Source organism: Brevundimonas sp. (assembly GCF_035627055.1).
Lineage (GTDB): Bacteria > Pseudomonadota > Alphaproteobacteria > Caulobacterales > Caulobacteraceae > Brevundimonas.
In genome coordinates this window covers 252604-270130 of the sequence record NZ_DASPMM010000022.1, presented here as the reverse complement: position 1 = coordinate 270130, position 17527 = coordinate 252604, and the positions used below count along the sequence as shown (strand labels likewise).

Below are 17527 nucleotides of genomic sequence, written 5' to 3'. Positions count from 1 at the left end.
GGGGGCACAATGGCGGCCCGGGACGGGTTCGCAAGAGTCTAGACGCCGGAAATCGTCGTGGCTTCGGGATAACCCCGCGACATCACGGCGCGGCGGGAACGCTCGGCCGCGCCGGCGTCCGGCCACGGCCCGACCAGCACCCGGTAACGGCCGGGACCGGCCACATCGACAGTGGCGCCGCCGCCCAGATGGTCGGCGGCGCGGCGGGCCTGGCGGGCGTCGGACCAGGTCCCGGCCTGGACCCAGACGCCGGCGGGCGTGGGCGCGGCGGGCGGCGACCACGCGACGGGCTCCGGGACGGGCTGCGGCGGCGTCGGCGGGGCGGCGGCCGGGACATAGGGGACCGGCCCGCGATCCGGCTCCGGACGGGCTTCGGCGTACTGGAGAACCTGACCGCCGCCCAGACGCGGCGCGCGGCCGAGATAGCGCACCCGCACCTCGCCCACGCCGGCGCGACGCAGGTCGAGAGCGTCGGCGGCGCCGCGGGACAGGTCGATGATGCGGCCGTCGACGAAGGGCCCGCGGTCGTTGACGCGGACGACGATGCGGCGACCGTTGGCGAGATTGGTGACCTCGACCAGCCCCGGCAGCGGCAGGGTCTTGTGGGCCGCGGTCAGGGCGTTCATGTCGAAGCGCTCGCCGGTGGCGGTGGGGCGGCCGTGGAATTGGTCGCCGTACCAGGAGGCCATGCCGGTTTCGTCGTAGTTCGGCTGCTCTTCAGGGCGGTACCAGCGGCCGCGGATCTGGTAGGGCCGCATGGTTCCGGAGACGATCGGGGCCGGATCGGTGACCACGGGGACGGCGCCCGGAACCGGTCGGCCCCCGGAGCTCGCCCCGCTCGCGCAGGCGGCCAGAAGCGACAACAGGCCGGCGACCAGAACACCCTTGAGAAGTTTCGCAGCCATGGCCCCGCCCTCGATGGCGGCGAGTATGGCGCACAAGATTTCCGCTTTGGTTAACGGGACGTTTGGCGGTATGCGGCGGGTCCGCTCGCGGGACACGGACAGGTGGCCGAGTGGTTTAAGGCAGCGGTCTTGAAAACCGCCGTAGGTGTGAGCCTACCGTGGGTTCGAATCCCACCCTGTCCGCCATGCGGGCGACTTTATCGTTACGATACAAGTCGTTGCAATCACATTTGTCTAACTTTTCGAGAGCGTTCGACAGAGTTAGACAACAGATGTGCTGGTTACGTTCTCGCGATGCGCTGCATCGCTGAGGTCGCGAGCAACCGTTGGCCGGCGGCTCGGGTGTAGCGCTCGACCTCTTTGAGACTGCGGTGACCAGTCACCGACATGATCATGTGCGCCGAACATCCCGCCTCCGCGAGACGGCGCGCCGCCGCCTTCCGCAACCCATGGGCAGAAGCGCCTCTCGGCAGACCCGCGAGGTTCGCGGCCTCGCTCACCCACTGACTGAACCCCTTCGCGGTGTACGGCTGCCCATGCTTGGTGACCACGAACGTCAGATGAGCGGTGGGCGCGGCGTCTAGTGAAGCCTGGAGTCGGGCGTGAACCGGCAGTTCGAGCACCTCACCGGTCTTCTCCTGCACGACGCGAATATACCTATCCCTCACATGCTGCGGGCCCATCCGCCTCACGTCGCCTGAACGCTGCGCCGTATACAGCAGCAGATCGAAGGCCAGCCGCTCCTTGGTTCCGAGCGGCCACCGCGCTTCGAACTTGGCGATGTCATCTTCAGTCCATGTGAGGAAGCCGTCGGTCCGACGTTTGAGCGGTTTGATGTGGATCGCGGGGTTGTCGTCGCGCCAACCCCGATCCGCCCCGAACGCCAACACCACGCGAATGACCTTCAGCAGATTGTTCGCCGCGGCCGACCGATCCGCCATTCCGTCGATGATTCGTCGAATATGCTTCGGCTGAAGCTGGGCCACCGGCAGCGATCCGCAGCGCATTGCGCCGAGCTTGAGATCGCGAAACCGGTCCAAAATCCCCTTGTAGGTACGGCGCGTCGTCGGCCGCAGGGACTGCCATTCTGCGGAGGCGTAGAACTCGACCGCGAGCGCGTCGATCGAACCAGGTTTGGTGCGCGAGGATCCAATCGGGGGGAGCAGGTTCTTCTGTGCGCTCTCATACCAGGCCCACCACGCTTGGCTGTCGAAGAGCGCCGTGGTTTGGCTCTCCCGGCACCCCTTCTTGCGGAAGCGCCAGCGCACCACACCATGACGGTCGCGGTAGTAGCTCGCATACGGGGGCCGGCGGTTCACAAGATCGCATCCCAAGGGTTCTCTGGGGCCTCTGACGGCAAGGCGGAGAAGGCCTCATCAAGCTCATGCCGGTCCCAGATCTTTCGCCGATCAACCCCCTTCGCCGGCGGCATGCGCCCATCGGCCACCAGTTCATCGAATTTGCTGACGCTCAGGCCGATGTATTCGGCCGCAGCGGATCGGCTCAGACCACGGGGCGGGCAGCTCTGCGGTAAGACCGAAACGCGCCTGCGGCGCGCAGTTTCAAGACCGGTTGCGGTCATAGCGCCCTCACTCTTTGGGCGAGCTCCGTGAGCCGCTCATCGACGAGACCGAGAGCGACAGCGCGCTCGTAGAGGCGCTTCATGATCTCGGTCGCATTGACGACTGTCAGTGCGAGCACGACGTCGTCAGCCGCGACCAGCTGCTTCACACGCGCGAGCTCATCGAAGAGCGACGTATGCGGCGCGATGAGCGGCAATATGAGGGTCACGGAATCTTCGCCTGGTTCGGTTTGGGTGATGAAACCGCCGTACATGAGGTCCCCAGGCTGTGAAGCTTCAAGCTCGACCAGGTCGTTGAATTCCGCCCGAACCGCTCGACCAGCGTCCTCATAGCTCCTCCCAAGCCTGATGAAGGCGTGCGCGAGCGCGACGCGGTAGGCATCCTCGGTCGAGAACTCGCCCCAGCTCCGCCCAGCTTCTCGCTGAGGCCAAGGCGCGTGACCGCGCATCAACATCGCGTCAAAACGACGAGCCGTCATGTCGGTCAGGCGGATCATATCCGCGCGGCGGAGCTTCAGATTACTCATGAATGGAAATCTAGCAGGGGTCGCTGGATTGCGCAAGCCGTGAAATCTAAGTTCCGGCCATCCGTAAGTCTTTCAAACTACGTATCTTTCTGCTTGACCAACTGAGCAGTTCCTGCTAACATATTGATACTGCGCGCATTCTCACCGCAGCTTTCCCCCAACAATCTAACGCGATCGAGCGACGCAATCCTGCGATCGTTTGCGCGCGCCTGCGTGAAAGGAGACCGCCTATGCCAGGTCGGCAAGCCAAACTGCTGTCTGACTCCGTCATCCGTAAAGCTCTCAACCGCATCGAGCGACGGCCCACCGCCGCTCGAGATCGCGTCATCTTCTTGCTCTCGGTCAGAGCAGGTCTGCGGGCGTGCGAGATCGCGGGCCTTGATTGGTCGATGGTTACGGATCCGAGCGGCCGGATCGCCAACCTGATGACGGTGCAAGACAGCATCGCCAAGAAGGGTGGCGGTCGGCGGATACCGATGCATGACGAGCTGAAGCGCGCGCTGCAGGCGTACGGAAGAAGCGTACACCGAACAGGCCCGCTGCTCCCCTCCGCGCGTGGCGGGGATCACCTGCGCGCCAACAGCGTCGTGAACTGGTTCGTGGAACTCTTCTCAGAGATCGGGGCGACCGGCTGTTCGTCGCACTCAGGTAGGCGGACCTTCATCACGATGTCGGCGCGCCGAGCTCACCGAGCGGGAGCGTCGCTGCGCGACGTTCAACTGCTCGCGGGGCACCGGTCGATCGAGGTGACGCAGGGGTATATTGATGGCGATAGCGACGCACAGCGCCGCCTCGTCGCTTCGCTGTAGCGGAGTGCGAAGCCATGACCTCAACCACTCCCCTGCCCTTCAAGCCGATCGCAGTCGCGCTAGAGACGATCAAGCTCGAGAAGCGGTCTGACGACGTCAAATTATCGGGGATTGATCTCGAGAGCGGCCGCCGCGTGAAGATCAAGGTTCACTTCGTCGATGACGTCAGAACCTCGACGGATCCCATCTCCGACCTGGTGATCCTGCTTAGCCTCGAACGCCTGCTTCCCTGACGCCAAGCGTCAGCACCTCAGACTTCAAACTCATCAGGAGACTTCAATGACCGTCGAAAGACGCGAGCGCATTCGTGCGCTCAACGACCAGCTGCGCCGAACTCACACCGGCGGGCGCATCTTCATCACACAGGGTATCGTCGGCCTAGGCGCCGATATGGTGCGGGCCGCCCTGCGGGCGACGCAGGAGTTCGACCAGTTCGACGAACGAAACGACCCCTACGGCGAGCACGACTTCGGAGCGGTGACGCTCGGCCAGCACCGGGTGTTCTGGAAGATCGACTACTACGACCAATCCCTGACCTCCGCCGCCGTCGATCCAAGCAAGGAAGACGGCTGCGTTCGCGTGCTGACGCTCATGCTGGCTGAGGAGTACTGACGGCATGAGGGCGGTGAAACAGGGAGAGCTGGATGCTCTTTGCGGGATCTATGCTCTGATCAACGCGCTTGAGGTCGCTGGCGTCACCGGGCCGCGCTCTCCGATGCACAAGCAGCTGTTTCGGCGACTGACGCTCGGGCTGCCGGCAGAGCGCTTACAAGCGGCGATGTTTGACGGATTGGACAGCGAAGACCTTCTTGAGACGGGCAAGAGGGCCTTTCGATGGTTGGGCCGCAGACACAGAATCCGCGTCTCCCTCGAGCGGCCTTGGCATGACGTGGACTTCCCGACCCTCGACGCATTTCTCGCGAGCTTGCGTGAGACTGCTCGCTCACCGACAGCCGCGGTGATCGTGAACGTCCACTTGCCTGGTTTCTCACACTGGTCAGTCGTCCGGCGCTTCGACAGTCGGCGCGCCTTGCTGAGGGATTCCGGGAACCTGCGTCAGCTTGAACTCGATCGGTTCTCGCTCGATCGCGGGCGTTATCGGTTCAGCGCGATCGACACCCTGCTCGTGACCCGATCCAGTCGCACCAGATCAACGCTTCGGCCAAACCCTCGCCAGCAAATCTGATGGATTGGCTTCCAAGGCCGCGATGATGCGCATGAACTCGACCACGTCGAGCCGTCGCCGCCCCGTCTCGTATTTGGAGACATAGGTCTGATCGACCCCGAGCCGCTTGCCCAGCTCTTCTTGGGTGAGCTTGGCCTCGACCCGCACAGCCGCCAACGCCGCCATGAGCGCGCGGTGCTCATCGGTGTGCAGCCCAGAAAGCCCTCTGCGATCGCCAGCCATGAAGCGGGGCTAGGCGGCGCGGTTGGCCATGCTAAACAAGCATAATAGGAGATTGAGAGATGAATTCCGGAGAGCCCGTCGCCGCGGTCGGGGCGTCACGCATTTGGAAGTTAGGAGCCTTGGCGATCGCAATGACCGCCGCGACGGCATGTGACGGCGAGCCGAATGGTTCACAAGCCGCCGCCGCCGACACAGCCCTGCGAATGCTGGAGACTGGCGACGGTCGAGCGTGTGCGGCTCCAGCGACCACGCAAACCGTCCTGCAGCTCGCGCGCCAAGCCTTTCGACCCTATCGGTGGAGCGAGGGCGAAACGCGGGCCTATCTCGACGCGGTCGGACTGGAAGCGGTCGAAATAACCGTCGCTGAGACAGACACATCGGCGCCGTGGATGGAGTGCGAGGCGACGTTGCGCGCTTCGGAGGGGCCGCAGTCTTGGGAGCAGCGGATTGGCTATAGGCTCGCCAAGCAGGTCGACGACGCGTCGCTGAGAGTCGAGCTACACGACGCACGCTCGACTTCAGCCCTGTTGAACCGGGCGTCCGAAAGCTACGTCAGGGACGTCATCACCCCTGCCCGCCAACAGAACGCCGACGCCGCTGCAGCCCCCCTCTGCGCCACGTTCCGACAGTATCGCCAAACCTTGAGCTTCCAAGAGATCTCGGACCTGAAGCACGAACTCCACCAGGCCGCAGAGCGTCAGAACCTCGTCGGACTCGGGCCGCTCGGCTCCACCTGCCTGAGCGAGATGGAGACCGAGCTTCGCGCGCCTCGACACCGAGGCGAAGCATCGAAGGACAACCGTGTGGCGCCCGCGGGGCCCCAAGCCATTACAGCCCCGCAGCAAGGCCCGTCTGCACCGGCCAAGGCCAATCGGATTGCGTCGACGATGCCGCCTGGGACCACGGGTCAGGACCACGACTGAGCGAACCGCGACTTTGAGAGCTCTGAACACGGCCATCTGAGAGGGCCTCGCAGAGTCCGCTATATCCCGCGGGCGTTGACGGTCATCCAACCCCCGCAAGATGGCCGGAGCTCAGCCGTTGGCTTGGATCTCCCCAAACTTTCGACGGAGCCCCGACAATATCCAAAAACGCTTCGGCCCCAGCCTGTGAACAACGGCGGCCAGCTCCACGGCCTGCGTGACCGTCAGCTTGGTATCGCGAGTTTGGGCGACGCCGTTCCTGTCCCGGTAGCTGCGTCTGCGCTGATGGTGCTCTAGGAGGAGGGCTCTGGAGTTGTAACGACCGACACGGAAGACATCGAGGTCGGTGCTCAGGGTTTTGGCGACGATGGGTTTCAGCACCCGATCTCCATCGCCGTCGCAGCTGAAGGCGGAGCGGCAGAGCTGACGAGCGCCTTCCCGCACCCCCTCGACCACAAGCAGGACGTGGGCGTGCACCGACCAATGACTGACCTCGCCGACAGCGGATCGGTCATTCCAGGCGACATCCACAAACCCCATCATGCGCTGCTGACCGTACCGAGCGAGGTTGCGCGCACGCCGAGACATCCAGCCTCGAACATCGCAAATAAGCCTCGTGCTCAGCTCCCCCTCCGCGCATGTCCATTCCGGCCGGCACACGGTGAGAAAGATGACCTCATCCCCTCGCTCCAGCGCGTCGATGAATCGGTAGACTTGAGCGACCGCAAGACGGCGCTCCGCCGCGACGAGACGTTGGCAGAGATTGGGCGGAAGCTCTTCCGTTCCAAAGCGTCTGGCTGGTTTCGGAGATAGGCCGAGGCGCCAAGCGATACGCTGAGCTTCGCGATTTCGGCGGGTGAGCTCGTGCGGCAGTTCGTCGTGCAGGAGGTGAAACATCGGATTATCCCTTCGCCGCGTGATTGCGGTGAAAGGAATTGCGATCGCCGAAACTCAGCGGGCCGACCGGAGACGCACACGTGAATCGGAAGTTATTCCGCCTTAGAGCGGAACAGATTCCGTCGTCGGCGATGCGCGGAATGTCGCGACGCGCACCTGTCGGGCGTGGACTGCGGGGCTGGTGATTTATCGGGGCTAGGACGCCGTTGAAGCCGGCTAAAGGGCTAGTTTAGCGGATTAGCGGATCGGGAGCCTGAAGGCATGCTGTGTAGCTATTACTCAGTACAGCTATACCCCACATACCTAGTATAGCCCGCCTAGAGCCCTCCCCGCGGACCAGCGAGTGAGCCCCGGAAAATGGCAAACAACGATGTCTACGCACCGCAGTTGACGGCGCTCATGCGCGGCACGCCTGGTCGCGCCAAGTCTGCGGCCGAGCGCGCTGCGTTCATCGTCAACCTCGTCGACGGGTGGGACAGAGACGGGTTGGGGGACTGGCGGGACGCGGTTGCGGTCGCCGCTCGGCGGCAGAAGGTGCACTCGCGAAGCTCTACGGTGCTTCTCGCCAAAATCTTATGGGGTGTGGACTCGAAGCGGGCGGCTGAAATCGGCCGGATCGCGGAAAAGTTCCGGACCCGTGACGGTTCTCAGCTGATCAAGGACGTAGAATCTTATGGGGGCGTCAAGAAGGTTTCCAGGTCCGACTTCAAACCGCCGAAGCGGCCTCGGATCAGACGAGCGCCTAGCACCTGAGGTGACTCGCGCGGCAAACTGGCGAGCGCGAAAATGAGGGGCTAATTTAGCCTGCCAAACCCCTTAGCGCCGCGAACTAAGCCTCCAAACCGCTTTATTTTCGGACGAGGATTCAAAGCGCGCAGATTCAGTCTGCGAGCTCGAAAATCCAGGCCAACGCACCTTCCCCCACCCTCCGACTGCGCCCGCCCTGCCCTACAGTCTGTCTGCCCCACCAACGCCTGCCCAAACCGTCGCTTAGTGCGAAACCCGAGCTTCAGTGCAGAATGTGTCTAACGCACTGAGCAGAGAGTGCCGGCGCTCGCCGATGCGGGCCGCCGCCTTGGTCTGGGCCGCTTTGCGCCAGAAGCGGACGTTATCTCTCTGCCCGAGAGTGGACCTTCGGCTCGCTGACTTCGCTAGGTCCGCCTAGACCCTTAGTTGGAGCTCGGGGGGCAGGGCTCGCAGGCCAATCCAGCACATATATGTTCGTATGCCGTCCGCGCCTTGATCCGACTGGCGTCCGACCTCAGGGGCCAGTCCTCCAGGACAAGGCTATCGGGCCGTTTTTTCGAGCGCCCGATAGTCTTGTCAGCGGTTGTCGCCGAAGATGCTGTCGACGATGCCGTTGTCGTCCAAATCCTGGATGGTGATCGGGTTCACGCTCGGGTCCAGATCGACGAGCCGCGCTTCCTCGATGGCCTGCTGCATCGAGTTCACGACCTTCCGAGGCGTGCGGAAGGAGATCTGCCCCACCAGTCCGTCGATCGCTTCGGGCGTGAAAGGGAAGGCGCCGGTCTGATCCTCAAGAGTGGCGTCGACGCGCCATTCATCCATGATCTTGATGGCAAAACTGGCGGCGGCCGCCTTGTCGAGCACCGCGAACTCGATCTGACGATTGACCCGGCCAAGGACGTACTCGGTCAGGATCATCGGCACGACCTCTTGAACCACGGACATGGCGACCACTAGGCCGAAGCAGTTCGGGCAGCCATCATAAATGTGGCGCAGGAGATCGTTGACGTCCAAGACCTCCTTGGAGGGTGCCGCTCGCAGGACATCAACTTCGTCGATCAGCAGATGGACCGATTGCCGGAACCGCATCGTCTCATTTTTGAAGCGCATCTCGTGAACGAACAGATTTACGATGCGCGTAAACGCCGTCATGGCTTGGTAGTCCGAAAGATCCTTGGGCGCGAGGAGCGCCAGGATTTCGGGCTTTCCTTTGCACGCGTAGAGCTTCTTGGCGAAATTATAGAGCTCTACCGACGGCAGTAGCTTCTCGATGACCTCTTCATTGTTGGCGTCAGCGCCAAGGGCGTGCTCGTGAATGTATTGAATGATGCATCGCATCAGAAACTGCTGATAGGCGATGACGTCGTCGGCGAGCGTCGTCTTAGCTAAGAGATCGTCTTTGAACGCGCCCGCGAAGGTCAGCCGCCCGCGATCCTTTTTCAGCGTGGGAATGAGGTAGGCGGCCGACTTCAGGTCCGGGCTATAGTTCCGTAGCCAGTGCGCGGCCCACAGCAGCGCATGAGATTTCCCCGTGCCGAAGTCGCCGTACAAAAGCAGGAAGTTGGTATTGCCGACCTGCTCGGCCCGAGACCGCGCGAGAAACCGTTCGAGCAGGCCGCGCTCTTTCTCATAGCCGGCCCAAATGGACAGGCGAGGATCGTCATCGAAGGTGGCGTTCGACCGGAACGGATTGTCCACCAGATTGCATTTCGCATAGAAGGTCGCGTGGTCGATCATCGAAGGCTCCATCTAGGAATGCAAACGGCGGTAGGTGACGATATCGGTGGCCTCGTCCACGAGCCGTAGACAATATTCAAAGGCGTCATCGTAGTCCGGACTTGGCACCTCGTAGCACAGTTCGTCTGTGGTCCCGTGACTGCCCAGCGCGAACGCGGGTTCCAGGAGTTCCGCCGACCCTATGATCGCGATGTTGGCGGCGGAGCTTCCCCCCTCGAGCGCGAGCTCGGGATTGACCTCCATCAGACTGAGGCGCGCATTGATCGACCTATGGAACAGGACATCGATCTTCCGCCTAGCCAGTTCTTCGAACTCCCAGAGCTTGTTGTTCTCTGGCGGCCGCGTCACGAGGGTGACCGACCCGTTCCGCCACAACACTCGGTCGATCAACTCACCCACAAGGCCGGTCGGACCCAACAGGGCGCTCGATATGGAGGGCGAGATGAGGATCAAACTGCGGTGTGGGACAAGAGCCCTTTCAGCATAGACCTGAGCCAGCTTTCTCGGATGAACCGAGCCCAAGAAGCGGGTGTCGCCGAGGCGTGAATCGCCGAGATCGATCTCATTATCCGGCGCCTCAACGACCTGGGCGGTCTCGGCCAGTTTTTTTGGCGCCTTGAGGTGATCGGAAATCTTATGCTCGCCCGCGCGGTAGGCGTAGACGTCGTCGTCCTTGCGCAAGAAGATCAGCCGATAGGCGCTATTGCCTGTGCTGATGTATCGGATCCAGGCGTCATCCACGCCGTCGTGCCGATGGTCGTCGTCCATGATGGATAGAAAGTCGCCCTTCCGATCCACCAACTTCTTCAGAGCGCGCTTGGCGAACGCCGGCTCAGGATGAGCGATCAGATCAGCCAAGAATTCGCGGCAGATGAACAGAGCCATGGATTAGCGAAGCGCGATCGCGAGTTCAGCCTCTCTGGACCGCCGCGCGGTCAGCCGAGGGCTGTCGGCCTCCATCTCCCGGTCAAACACCGCCGGCAGAGGCAGCGGCGCTCGGCCCAGGCTTTTGGCGATCTCCAATCGGTACAACACCCGCCCCAGCATCTGATTGCGAACCATCCGTTTGGACTGATTGATCGACCAATACAGGGAGAACCAGCGCTCGACGTCGCGGATCGCCTGCTCATGGACGCCCGGCCCCCAGGGCACGGGCTCGCCGATCAAGCCTAGCCCCCTCGCAATCACTACCATGAACGACCAGGAATCCAACCTGGGATAGTAATTTCCTGATCCGATCCCGGTCGCATCGACCTCATGGTCCAGAGGCCACATCGCGATGCACGAGGGTCCGCCGAAGCCGGCGTCGCTGACAGCGTCCAACAGCTGGCGTCCCTGGTTCGTCGGGTTGCCCGCCACATCCGCGAGTCCCAGCGCGAGCGCCCAGGCGCGACGAGTGACAAGTGTCTTCCTGAGGTAGTCGGCGCTGAGCTGAATGGCCGGACGAGAGACTGGCCCAGACAGCGGCCCCTGACCGAGCGGCGCGCCCACGGGCGGCAGCCCAAGACCGCGGCCCTGACCGCCGCGGCTGCCGCTGTTGTTGGACTGAAGCTCGATGTTCACGGCCTTGTAGAACCTCTTGCGTAAGTCCGCCGTGGCGAAGCGGTCCTCGAGGATGCTCCACTTGTGCTCGATCATCCGTTCGATGCTTTCCCGAAACCCCTCTTCGTCAAAGCCGGACGCCAAGGCGTTCAAAAAGATGTCGCCATCGGCCGAAACGATCGCGTGGGTGAGGTAGAAGGCCGAAGCGCCCTCGTAATCGATAGCGTCCCTATCGCGCCAAGCCACCCCGAGCGCATCGCCGACTTCAAGGACCGCGACCTCTCCGTTCTTCACCGAGACGACGCCTAGGCTTCGCAGAACGTCGAGCACATTGAGAGTCCTGAGGTGCCAGTCCTTTTGGACGAGGCGAACGACGTCGCCGTAACCGAAGACCTCGGCCTCGCCATAGGCTACGCCGAAGGCTCTGACGCGATCGAGCAAGAACTCCAGCCCGACCGAATAGCCGATCTTGCGTATAAAGGGCGTAAAGTCGCTAGAGGGGGCTGTAGCCAGCATGGGCTGTGATCCTGGGACGCATTTGGAGCAACACCACGCGGCTCGTGCCTTGATCGCCGATGAAGCACTGACCGGCATCAAGCAACCGCACCATGTCCCCGAAATCTGTGAGCTTGGTGGCGCTGACCCGCATGCCGGAAAGCGTCTTGGTCGGGATGCGACTAATGGAGGCCGCGATGTCGCTGGAGAAACTGAGTCTGTGGGCCAGCGAGATGTTGACTTGGCTGAGGACACGATCGTCCACGGCCGAGGGCTGTTGGGTCGCCAGAACCAGCGACAAACCGGCGTCTCGCCCGCGCTTCACATATTCAACCAGCGCCGCCCGCCCCGGCGACGAGCCCTGGCTCGGGCAGACCACATGGGCCTCATCGATGAGAAGCCACACGCGGCTCGGGAAGTTCTCAGCCTGCTCTCCGGTCGAGAAGAACTCATCCACCCGCCGCTTTTGATGATAGCGCCCCATGGTCGTGAACAGCTGGCGCGCGAGGATGGCGGTCACCAGCGCCTTGTCCTCATCCCTTAGCTCTCTGAGCATGAAGACATTGCAACGCCCTCCGACTAGAAGCGCTGAGATGTCGAGCCCATCCTTCGAAAACAGGCCGGTCCGCTGATAGTCTTCGAGCCGATACTGAAGGACTTTCCTTGACCCCTCCGCGACGCCCGGCCAGTTGGCGGCCGAAGCGATGTAGGTGATCATCTCCTCGACCGAATAGTCCGAGCCGGCGAACCGCTCGAGCGTCTTGGCGAGAATATGGCCCTGCGGGCCATAGATCTCCTGGCCCAGGAGGCTGCACCACTCCTCATGAAGAACATCCTTCGGGCGGATCTGCAGCGGCTCTTCATCACCGAGGAACCGGGTCGCTCCGGGCGGAACGAAGAACTTCACGTCAGCGAGCTCAGACGGGGAGAGATTCCATTCATCCAAGGTCGCCTTTTGAGCGGCATGGATGGGCAGGTCGTCTTTCGGCGAAAAGCGCAGGGTCCAGAATTGGCTCTGGGTATCGATCAGAAATGAGGCGATCGGCGTGACGTCTCGCTGCACGGGCGAGGCGGTCTTCAGCCTGGATAGGCCCTCGATCAGGATGCCGAGGTCCACGCTCTTTCCGCTGCCCCGCGTACCGGTGATGTAGACCACATGCGGAAAACTGGTGTCGAGCCAGGCGTCGGATCCGAGATAGCTGGTCCCTGTCCCGGACTCGAGCACCTTGCCGAGGTAGAGGAGATCGCTGGCCTCGGCGTTGATGGTCTGGCGTCCGAAGATGATGTTACGCCCCTTGGACACATAGGTCTGCTTCACCAGGGGATCGAGCGTGACGTAGGGGCTCGTGTCGATCGTCCGCCCGAACGTCTCTGAAATCTTAGTGCTAAACGGCATCCAGCTGCTCCCGCCATGTCCTGCGGGTTCCACTGCCGCTGGTCGACAGATAGATCACTTGGGACGGTTTCAACGCCTGGAGAAAATGACCGTGGTTTGCGGCCGCCACAATGGCGATCCGGCCTTCCTTCTTGACCGTTTCATGCAGGCGCTGGGCCACAATCCGCGCCGAGATGGGGTCAAGGTCAGAGCAGAACTCGTCGATTAGCCAGACCGGATCGTCCTGCAGCATAAGGTTCGCCAGCATGGCGCGGTAGCGCTGTCCCCGGCTCAGCATCCAATAGGGTTTCAAGAACAACAGGGCCTCGCTCAGTCCTACTCTCGCCAGGGCGTGGAAAGTGCGCTCCGGCCCGAAGCGCTCGGCCAAGACTTCGAAGATCGGCAGATCTTCCGGGAGGGGACGCAACCATCCCGCGCGGTAATCCGTCGGCGATACCTCTCCCGTCATCTTGGCGGTGTCCTGCCGCCAGGATGGGTCGAGCGCGCTCAGCAGCATGCTCTTGCCGCAGCCGCTGGCGCCGGCGACGAAGGTGACGGAGCCTGGCGCGGCGCTGAAATCGATCGGGCCGATGAGCTTGAGGGACACAGTGTCATCGACGATGCCGAAGCCGTCCATGATCATTCGGGTCTGGGGGGTGATGGGAACCTGATAGTTCGACCAGACCTCAAGCGCCCGCACCTGCAGATCGACGCGAGCCACATCGCGTTTGGATCGAGCCCGGTTCGGGAGGTCGACGCGGGCCTTCTTCACATAGGCGTTGGAATAGTCATCGAGGCCGATCATGTAATAGGGGATCGGCGAACGCACGATCGGCCTGAGCGCCAGCCATTCCGACACGTCCATGCTGGCCCAGGAATCATCGGACTTCACCACATCACCGATCTTGGCGATGAGGGAAACCGGATCCTCGCCCGACGCCGCCCGATATTTGTTGAAAATACCGTGGTACTTCCGCTGCAGGCTCATAATGCCAGAGACACCGGACGCGCCGTTTTCCATGCTGGTGAGATCTTTGGCCAGCCGCGCCCGATTGCCTTCGGTCTCGCCAAGGTAGGTGAACCCTGAAGACGATACGAAATCGATGTGCTTCAGCATCTCCGCAGAGATCTCGAGGAACAGACATTTCTGACCGGCGATGTGCCAGCGGTCCCGCGCGAAGCGGATCGCGTTGCGAACGAGCGGACCGGCCAGGGCGGCGCCCCTATACTCGGGATGCACCACGACTCGCGCGATCCGCGCGATGCGGTTGACGAGCGACTGCCCGCCTTTTCTCCAGGTCTCCCAGGAGACGTCCAAGGTAGGGTGGTCAAACTGGCTGGAGAAGGCGCGGTGCCGCGGCTTAGCCATCATCAACGGCATCTGCAGCTCGATATAGCCGATGGTTCGCCAGTCGGATCCGAGCCTCAACTGCAGCACCAGAACCGCGCGCCGGCCGCCGAGCCGCTTCTTCTCCTTCGGCGCTCCAGGACCGCCGGAGAGGTTCGTGCCGCGGTAATGGAAGCCCTCTAGGTAGGCGAAATCGGCCATCTCCGCGGTGGTCGTGATCTCAGAGACGCGCGCCTCAACCTTGTCGCCGGCGAAATCGATCGTTTCAACGGTCTCGAAAGCGGGCGTCAGCACAATGCTTTTCGCGCCGCTCTCGACCCGGCAGGCGATCAGTCGCTCAACGCCCTGTCTCATCTCAATGACGTCGCCCGGGCCGACCATGGCAAACCGATGCAGGTCGATCTGAACTGTCGAGCCATCCCGCGCTGTTAGCGACACGCGCTTGATTGCGCCGCGTGGGGTCGTCGACCGAACCACGAAGCCTAGCGTCTTGTCTTCCGAGACCACTGGTTTGGTCAACTGACCGTCCGCCACGTCTTACACACCGTCGTTAGATCAAGGCGCCGCCAAGAGAGACAGGCGTTCAACCGAAAAGCCAACTCGTCGATCTCCTCGGTCCCCAGACCGCGCCCCCTGCATTGGACTGTAGGAGAAGGCCAAGCAAGTCGCCCACAACCTGTGAACGTCGCGGCCGCAATCGTTCGGTCGAGCCTCGCGCCGTAGTCGCGATCCTCGATGGCGACAAGAGCCAAACTTGTGAAGGGAGCGTCGGTGTCGTCCATAAGGGACCTTCACGACGGTCGCTATGAGCCAGATGTGGACGACCTTCCCTACCCTCACGGACGTCCGGCCTTGGCCGCGAAGCGGAACTCCCGTGAGTCTGCAAAGAGTCAGAATCGGACCTCGCGAATTGAGCACCGCGCGCCCTCGGTGTCTTTCTCCACATCTGCACTGACGCTGTTGCCGGGCCATACGCCCACGAAAGCTTTCAGCCATCGGGCTCAGCCTTACGGAAGAGAGACCCGCGTGACACTGCGCGCTATCGCTACCTCGCAGGAAGCTCGGTTCTCCTCCGCGTCGAAAGAATGTGCTCGCGCGCGGTCTCCATCACAAGGCTCTCGACGTCGCGTTGCAAGTTGCCTGGCTGTCACTCGTCCGGTCTAGGCAGAATGCTAGCAAGCTCCCCCTCAACGTCGAGATCATATTGCGCCGCCAGTCGCGCCACCTCTTGCCCTACCGTGGCGCGGAAGGCTCCCAGCGCAAGAAATGCCCCGGCTGACAAACCATTTGGTTCCGTATCCCATTGAGCGAAGCGAAACTCGATCTGGGTGTCATCCAGGTACCGACGACACGCCGCTCGAATGACGCGAAGGGCTTGAGTTGCGTAGTCTCGAGGCGAGAACCGTTTGAGCGCCTCTGTGCAAATCCCCCGAATCTCGTTGATCGACTCGTCGACCTGCGATCGAACTTCGAGCCAATCAGGGTTGTACAGAACCCGCCTGTCCTCCAACTCGATGAGAAGCTCTCGCACCCGGTCACGATCTGATGGGCCCGGATCCGCCCATTGAACTCCCCCCAATGGGGTGGAGATGCCGGTGATGCGTCTCGCGGTCTCCGCCGAAACACGGGCGACGGGTCTGAACGGATTTCTCATCACTCTCCTCAACGAGCAAGCACGCACGGAAGGCGGCTGCAGCCCCCCCGCATAGCAGACATCCTCCGATCGAGCTTACACAGACCCACTTGCGCGCCCTTCCGATGCAGGCCTCCCACGGCTACGCTTCGAGTGCTTAAGGAGATAGTTCGAACATGTGCGGATTGGATTGGAACGCGGTGAGCGCCATCGCCACACTGTTCGCCGGCTTTGTGGCCCTCGCGGTGCCGTTCGTTCTTGAGATGGTGCAAGCTCATGGACGACGAAGGGCTGCGGAGGAGGCCCTGACGGGCTCGGTCGCGGAAATTGTGAGAGCCGTCAAGGAAGCCCTGACCTCATATTCGAGCGTCCATGTTGAGCTGTCCAAAAGCCATCTCGTCGGCGACTACAGCCTGCGCTTTCAGGATTTTGGAGAGCGTGGCCAGCGCGCAGCGGAAGTGATCAGTCTTCTGGTCGCTCGGCCCGGGCTGACAGATGGCGCCATTCGCTGTGGAGTGGAAGGAGCGGAACTCGGTCGTCAAGTCAATCAAGCAGCTCTCGAGGCCGCTGCAGATCTGAAGGCCAACAAGCAGGTCGCGCTCTCCAGACTTCTCCGGAATGCAGTTCGCGCGAGGCGACTAACGCGACAGATCGATCGGCTCATTTCCTATCATAGAGTGCCAAACGAGGTCTCGGAGACATGGCCGGAGATCGAAAGGGCCTACCTCGCCGCGATGAACACAGGCGCTTTTCCGGATGACGCCCCCTGAGCTTATCCGCAGAACCCCAGAGGCGGCGGGCGTCGGTCTCAATTCGCGGCAGACCCGAATGCCAGCACTCCGCAGTGCGCCGCTTCGTCGTTCCGATTCCGGCCTTAGCAGGCTTCTCGCTCCTCCGATTACACGCGGCGAGTTATTGACTTGCATACATGAGTGGGATAGTTTGGCATTCTGGTGATGCGGCGCTGCGGCGCTGACGTCCGCCTACGCGGTCTGGCTTTAAGGCGTCAGATCCGTCGGCTGATCGTATCTGCGGATACGACGATCAGATCTCCCTGAATTTCAACATCGACCCTTCCTGCGTCAGGAGATCGAACCATGCCGACCTCTCACTCAAGAACTCTTCAGCAACAAGGCCGTCGCCCGGTTTTCCGAAAGGCGACAGCACCAGCGGCGACCGAGGCCCCACGAAAGACCGAGGGATCGCAGCGGCGCCGATCAACACCCGCTTCAGCCAGCGCAAAGCATCGCTTTCGGCCCGAAACGCCGCTGCCAACCGATCGAACCTACCCTGAGATCGACGAACACATTCGAGGCACGATGGAGGGTTCGTTGGATTATGGGGAAAACGAAGGCCAGTTCACAGAAACGCACCAACAAACCCTTTGGAGAGTGATCGACGATCTGCGGGATGAGGGGGTCGCGACGAGCTACATCGTGATGGCGCTGCTCGACAATGCAGTGGATCTGACGGCGACGCAGCTGGTTGCGGAGGGCGACGCATACCTCCCCTTCGTGGAAGCGACCGCTGCGATCTTCAACCACTACGCCACTCTCGGCGTCGCCGATTGCAATCAGACTTGGTGAAGCCCCAGGGGGG

General features: G+C 62.3%; 20 protein-coding genes and 1 tRNA gene. 9 read left to right on the top strand and 12 right to left on the bottom strand.

All coding sequences use genetic code 11. The annotated features are described in order from the left end of the window. Window positions 1-38 precede the first annotated feature (38 nt). Window positions 39-905 (bottom strand): septal ring lytic transglycosylase RlpA family protein, encoded by an 867-nt coding sequence (locus VEA98_RS11915; RefSeq protein WP_324814610.1) that lies wholly within the window; start codon window positions 903-905, stop codon window positions 39-41. Window positions 906-1001: 96 nt separating this feature from the next. Between VEA98_RS11915 and VEA98_RS11910 the strand changes: the two genes are divergently transcribed. Then, window positions 1002-1091: transfer RNA gene (locus VEA98_RS11910), tRNA-Ser, on the top strand. 95 nt (window positions 1092-1186) lie between these two features. On the opposite strand, the gene VEA98_RS11905 is transcribed toward VEA98_RS11910, so the two are convergent. Genes VEA98_RS11905 through VEA98_RS11895 form a run of 3 tightly spaced genes read right to left on the bottom strand, consistent with a single transcriptional unit; the run spans window position 1187 to window position 3014 of the window. Then, window positions 1187-2224, bottom strand: a complete 1038-nt coding sequence (locus tag VEA98_RS11905; protein ID WP_324814606.1) for a tyrosine-type recombinase/integrase — start codon at window positions 2222-2224, stop codon at window positions 1187-1189. After that, window positions 2221-2487, bottom strand: coding sequence for an XRE family transcriptional regulator (locus VEA98_RS11900; protein ID WP_324814604.1), 267 nt, complete (start codon window positions 2485-2487; stop codon window positions 2221-2223). The genes VEA98_RS11905 and VEA98_RS11900 overlap by 4 nt, the downstream gene beginning before the upstream one ends. Then, window positions 2484-3014: a hypothetical protein gene (locus VEA98_RS11895; protein WP_324814602.1), complete on the bottom strand. Its 531-nt coding sequence runs from the start codon at window positions 3012-3014 to the stop codon at window positions 2484-2486. Before VEA98_RS11895 ends, VEA98_RS11900 begins: the two co-directional genes overlap by 4 nt. A 230-nt stretch (window positions 3015-3244) precedes the next feature. Between VEA98_RS11895 and VEA98_RS11890 the strand changes: the two genes are divergently transcribed. From VEA98_RS11890 to VEA98_RS11875, 4 genes are read left to right on the top strand one after another with little or no spacing between them, the layout of a single operon-like run. Continuing rightward, window positions 3245-3823, top strand: coding sequence for a site-specific integrase (locus VEA98_RS11890; protein WP_324814599.1), 579 nt, complete (start codon window positions 3245-3247; stop codon window positions 3821-3823). Window positions 3824-3837: 14 nt separating this feature from the next. After that, complete coding sequence (locus VEA98_RS11885; protein ID WP_324814596.1) at window positions 3838-4056, top strand: hypothetical protein; 219 nt, start codon at window positions 3838-3840, stop codon at window positions 4054-4056. A gap of 46 nt (window positions 4057-4102) precedes the next feature. After that, complete coding sequence (locus VEA98_RS11880; protein WP_324814592.1) at window positions 4103-4435, top strand: DUF3768 domain-containing protein; 333 nt, start codon at window positions 4103-4105, stop codon at window positions 4433-4435. Between the two features lie 4 nt (window positions 4436-4439). Further along, on the top strand, window positions 4440-5009 hold the full coding sequence (locus tag VEA98_RS11875; protein WP_324814590.1) for a hypothetical protein: 570 nt from the start codon (window positions 4440-4442) through the stop codon (window positions 5007-5009). Here VEA98_RS11875 and VEA98_RS11870 read toward each other — a convergent pair. After that, window positions 4974-5231, bottom strand: coding sequence for a helix-turn-helix transcriptional regulator (locus VEA98_RS11870; protein WP_324814588.1), 258 nt, complete (start codon window positions 5229-5231; stop codon window positions 4974-4976). The two genes, VEA98_RS11875 and VEA98_RS11870, sit on opposite strands and share 36 nt — an antisense overlap. Window positions 5232-5362: 131 nt before the next feature. Here VEA98_RS11870 and VEA98_RS11865 point away from each other — a divergent pair, with 131 nt between their 5' ends. Further along, window positions 5363-6154 carry a hypothetical protein gene (locus VEA98_RS11865; protein WP_324814586.1) on the top strand — a complete coding sequence of 264 codons (792 nt, stop codon included), beginning with the start codon at window positions 5363-5365 and terminating at the stop codon, window positions 6152-6154. A 111-nt stretch (window positions 6155-6265) separates the two neighbouring features. Here VEA98_RS11865 and VEA98_RS11860 read toward each other — a convergent pair whose 3' ends face one another. Further along, window positions 6266-7051 carry a hypothetical protein gene (locus VEA98_RS11860; protein ID WP_324814583.1) on the bottom strand — a complete coding sequence of 262 codons (786 nt, stop codon included), beginning with the start codon at window positions 7049-7051 and terminating at the stop codon, window positions 6266-6268. A gap of 357 nt (window positions 7052-7408) precedes the next feature. Here VEA98_RS11860 and VEA98_RS11855 point away from each other — a divergent pair, with 357 nt between their 5' ends. Then, window positions 7409-7804: a hypothetical protein gene (locus VEA98_RS11855; RefSeq protein WP_324814580.1), complete on the top strand. Its 396-nt coding sequence runs from the start codon at window positions 7409-7411 to the stop codon at window positions 7802-7804. A 570-nt stretch (window positions 7805-8374) separates the two neighbouring features. On the opposite strand, the gene VEA98_RS11850 is transcribed toward VEA98_RS11855, so the two are convergent. The 6 genes from VEA98_RS11850 to VEA98_RS11825 form a co-directional block, all read right to left on the bottom strand. Then, window positions 8375-9535, bottom strand: a complete 1161-nt coding sequence (locus VEA98_RS11850; RefSeq protein ID WP_324814577.1) for a hypothetical protein — start codon at window positions 9533-9535, stop codon at window positions 8375-8377. A gap of 12 nt (window positions 9536-9547) precedes the next feature. Continuing rightward, window positions 9548-10420 (bottom strand): hypothetical protein, encoded by an 873-nt coding sequence (locus VEA98_RS11845; RefSeq protein ID WP_324814574.1) that lies wholly within the window; start codon window positions 10418-10420, stop codon window positions 9548-9550. Between the two features lie 3 nt (window positions 10421-10423). Further along, window positions 10424-11593 (bottom strand): hypothetical protein, encoded by a 1170-nt coding sequence (locus VEA98_RS11840; RefSeq protein WP_324814571.1) that lies wholly within the window; start codon window positions 11591-11593, stop codon window positions 10424-10426. Next, window positions 11571-12968 (bottom strand): hypothetical protein, encoded by a 1398-nt coding sequence (locus tag VEA98_RS11835; protein WP_324814568.1) that lies wholly within the window; start codon window positions 12966-12968, stop codon window positions 11571-11573. Before VEA98_RS11835 ends, VEA98_RS11840 begins: the two co-directional genes overlap by 23 nt. After that, a complete protein-coding gene (locus tag VEA98_RS11830) occupies window positions 12958-14814 on the bottom strand; it encodes an ATP-binding cassette domain-containing protein (protein WP_324814565.1) in 1857 nt (618 codons plus the stop codon). Before VEA98_RS11830 ends, VEA98_RS11835 begins: the two co-directional genes overlap by 11 nt. 628 nt (window positions 14815-15442) lie before the next feature. Then, a complete protein-coding gene (locus VEA98_RS11825) occupies window positions 15443-15949 on the bottom strand; it encodes a DUF6650 family protein (protein ID WP_324814562.1) in 507 nt (168 codons plus the stop codon). Between the two features lie 179 nt (window positions 15950-16128). Between VEA98_RS11825 and VEA98_RS11820 the strand changes: the two genes are divergently transcribed. Both VEA98_RS11820 and VEA98_RS11815 read left to right on the top strand, forming a co-directional pair. Next, window positions 16129-16698, top strand: a complete 570-nt coding sequence (locus VEA98_RS11820; RefSeq protein WP_324814559.1) for a hypothetical protein — start codon at window positions 16129-16131, stop codon at window positions 16696-16698. Window positions 16699-17025: 327 nt separating this feature from the next. Then, window positions 17026-17514, top strand: a complete 489-nt coding sequence (locus VEA98_RS11815) for a hypothetical protein (protein WP_324814557.1) — start codon at window positions 17026-17028, stop codon at window positions 17512-17514. Window positions 17515-17527 lie beyond the last annotated feature (13 nt).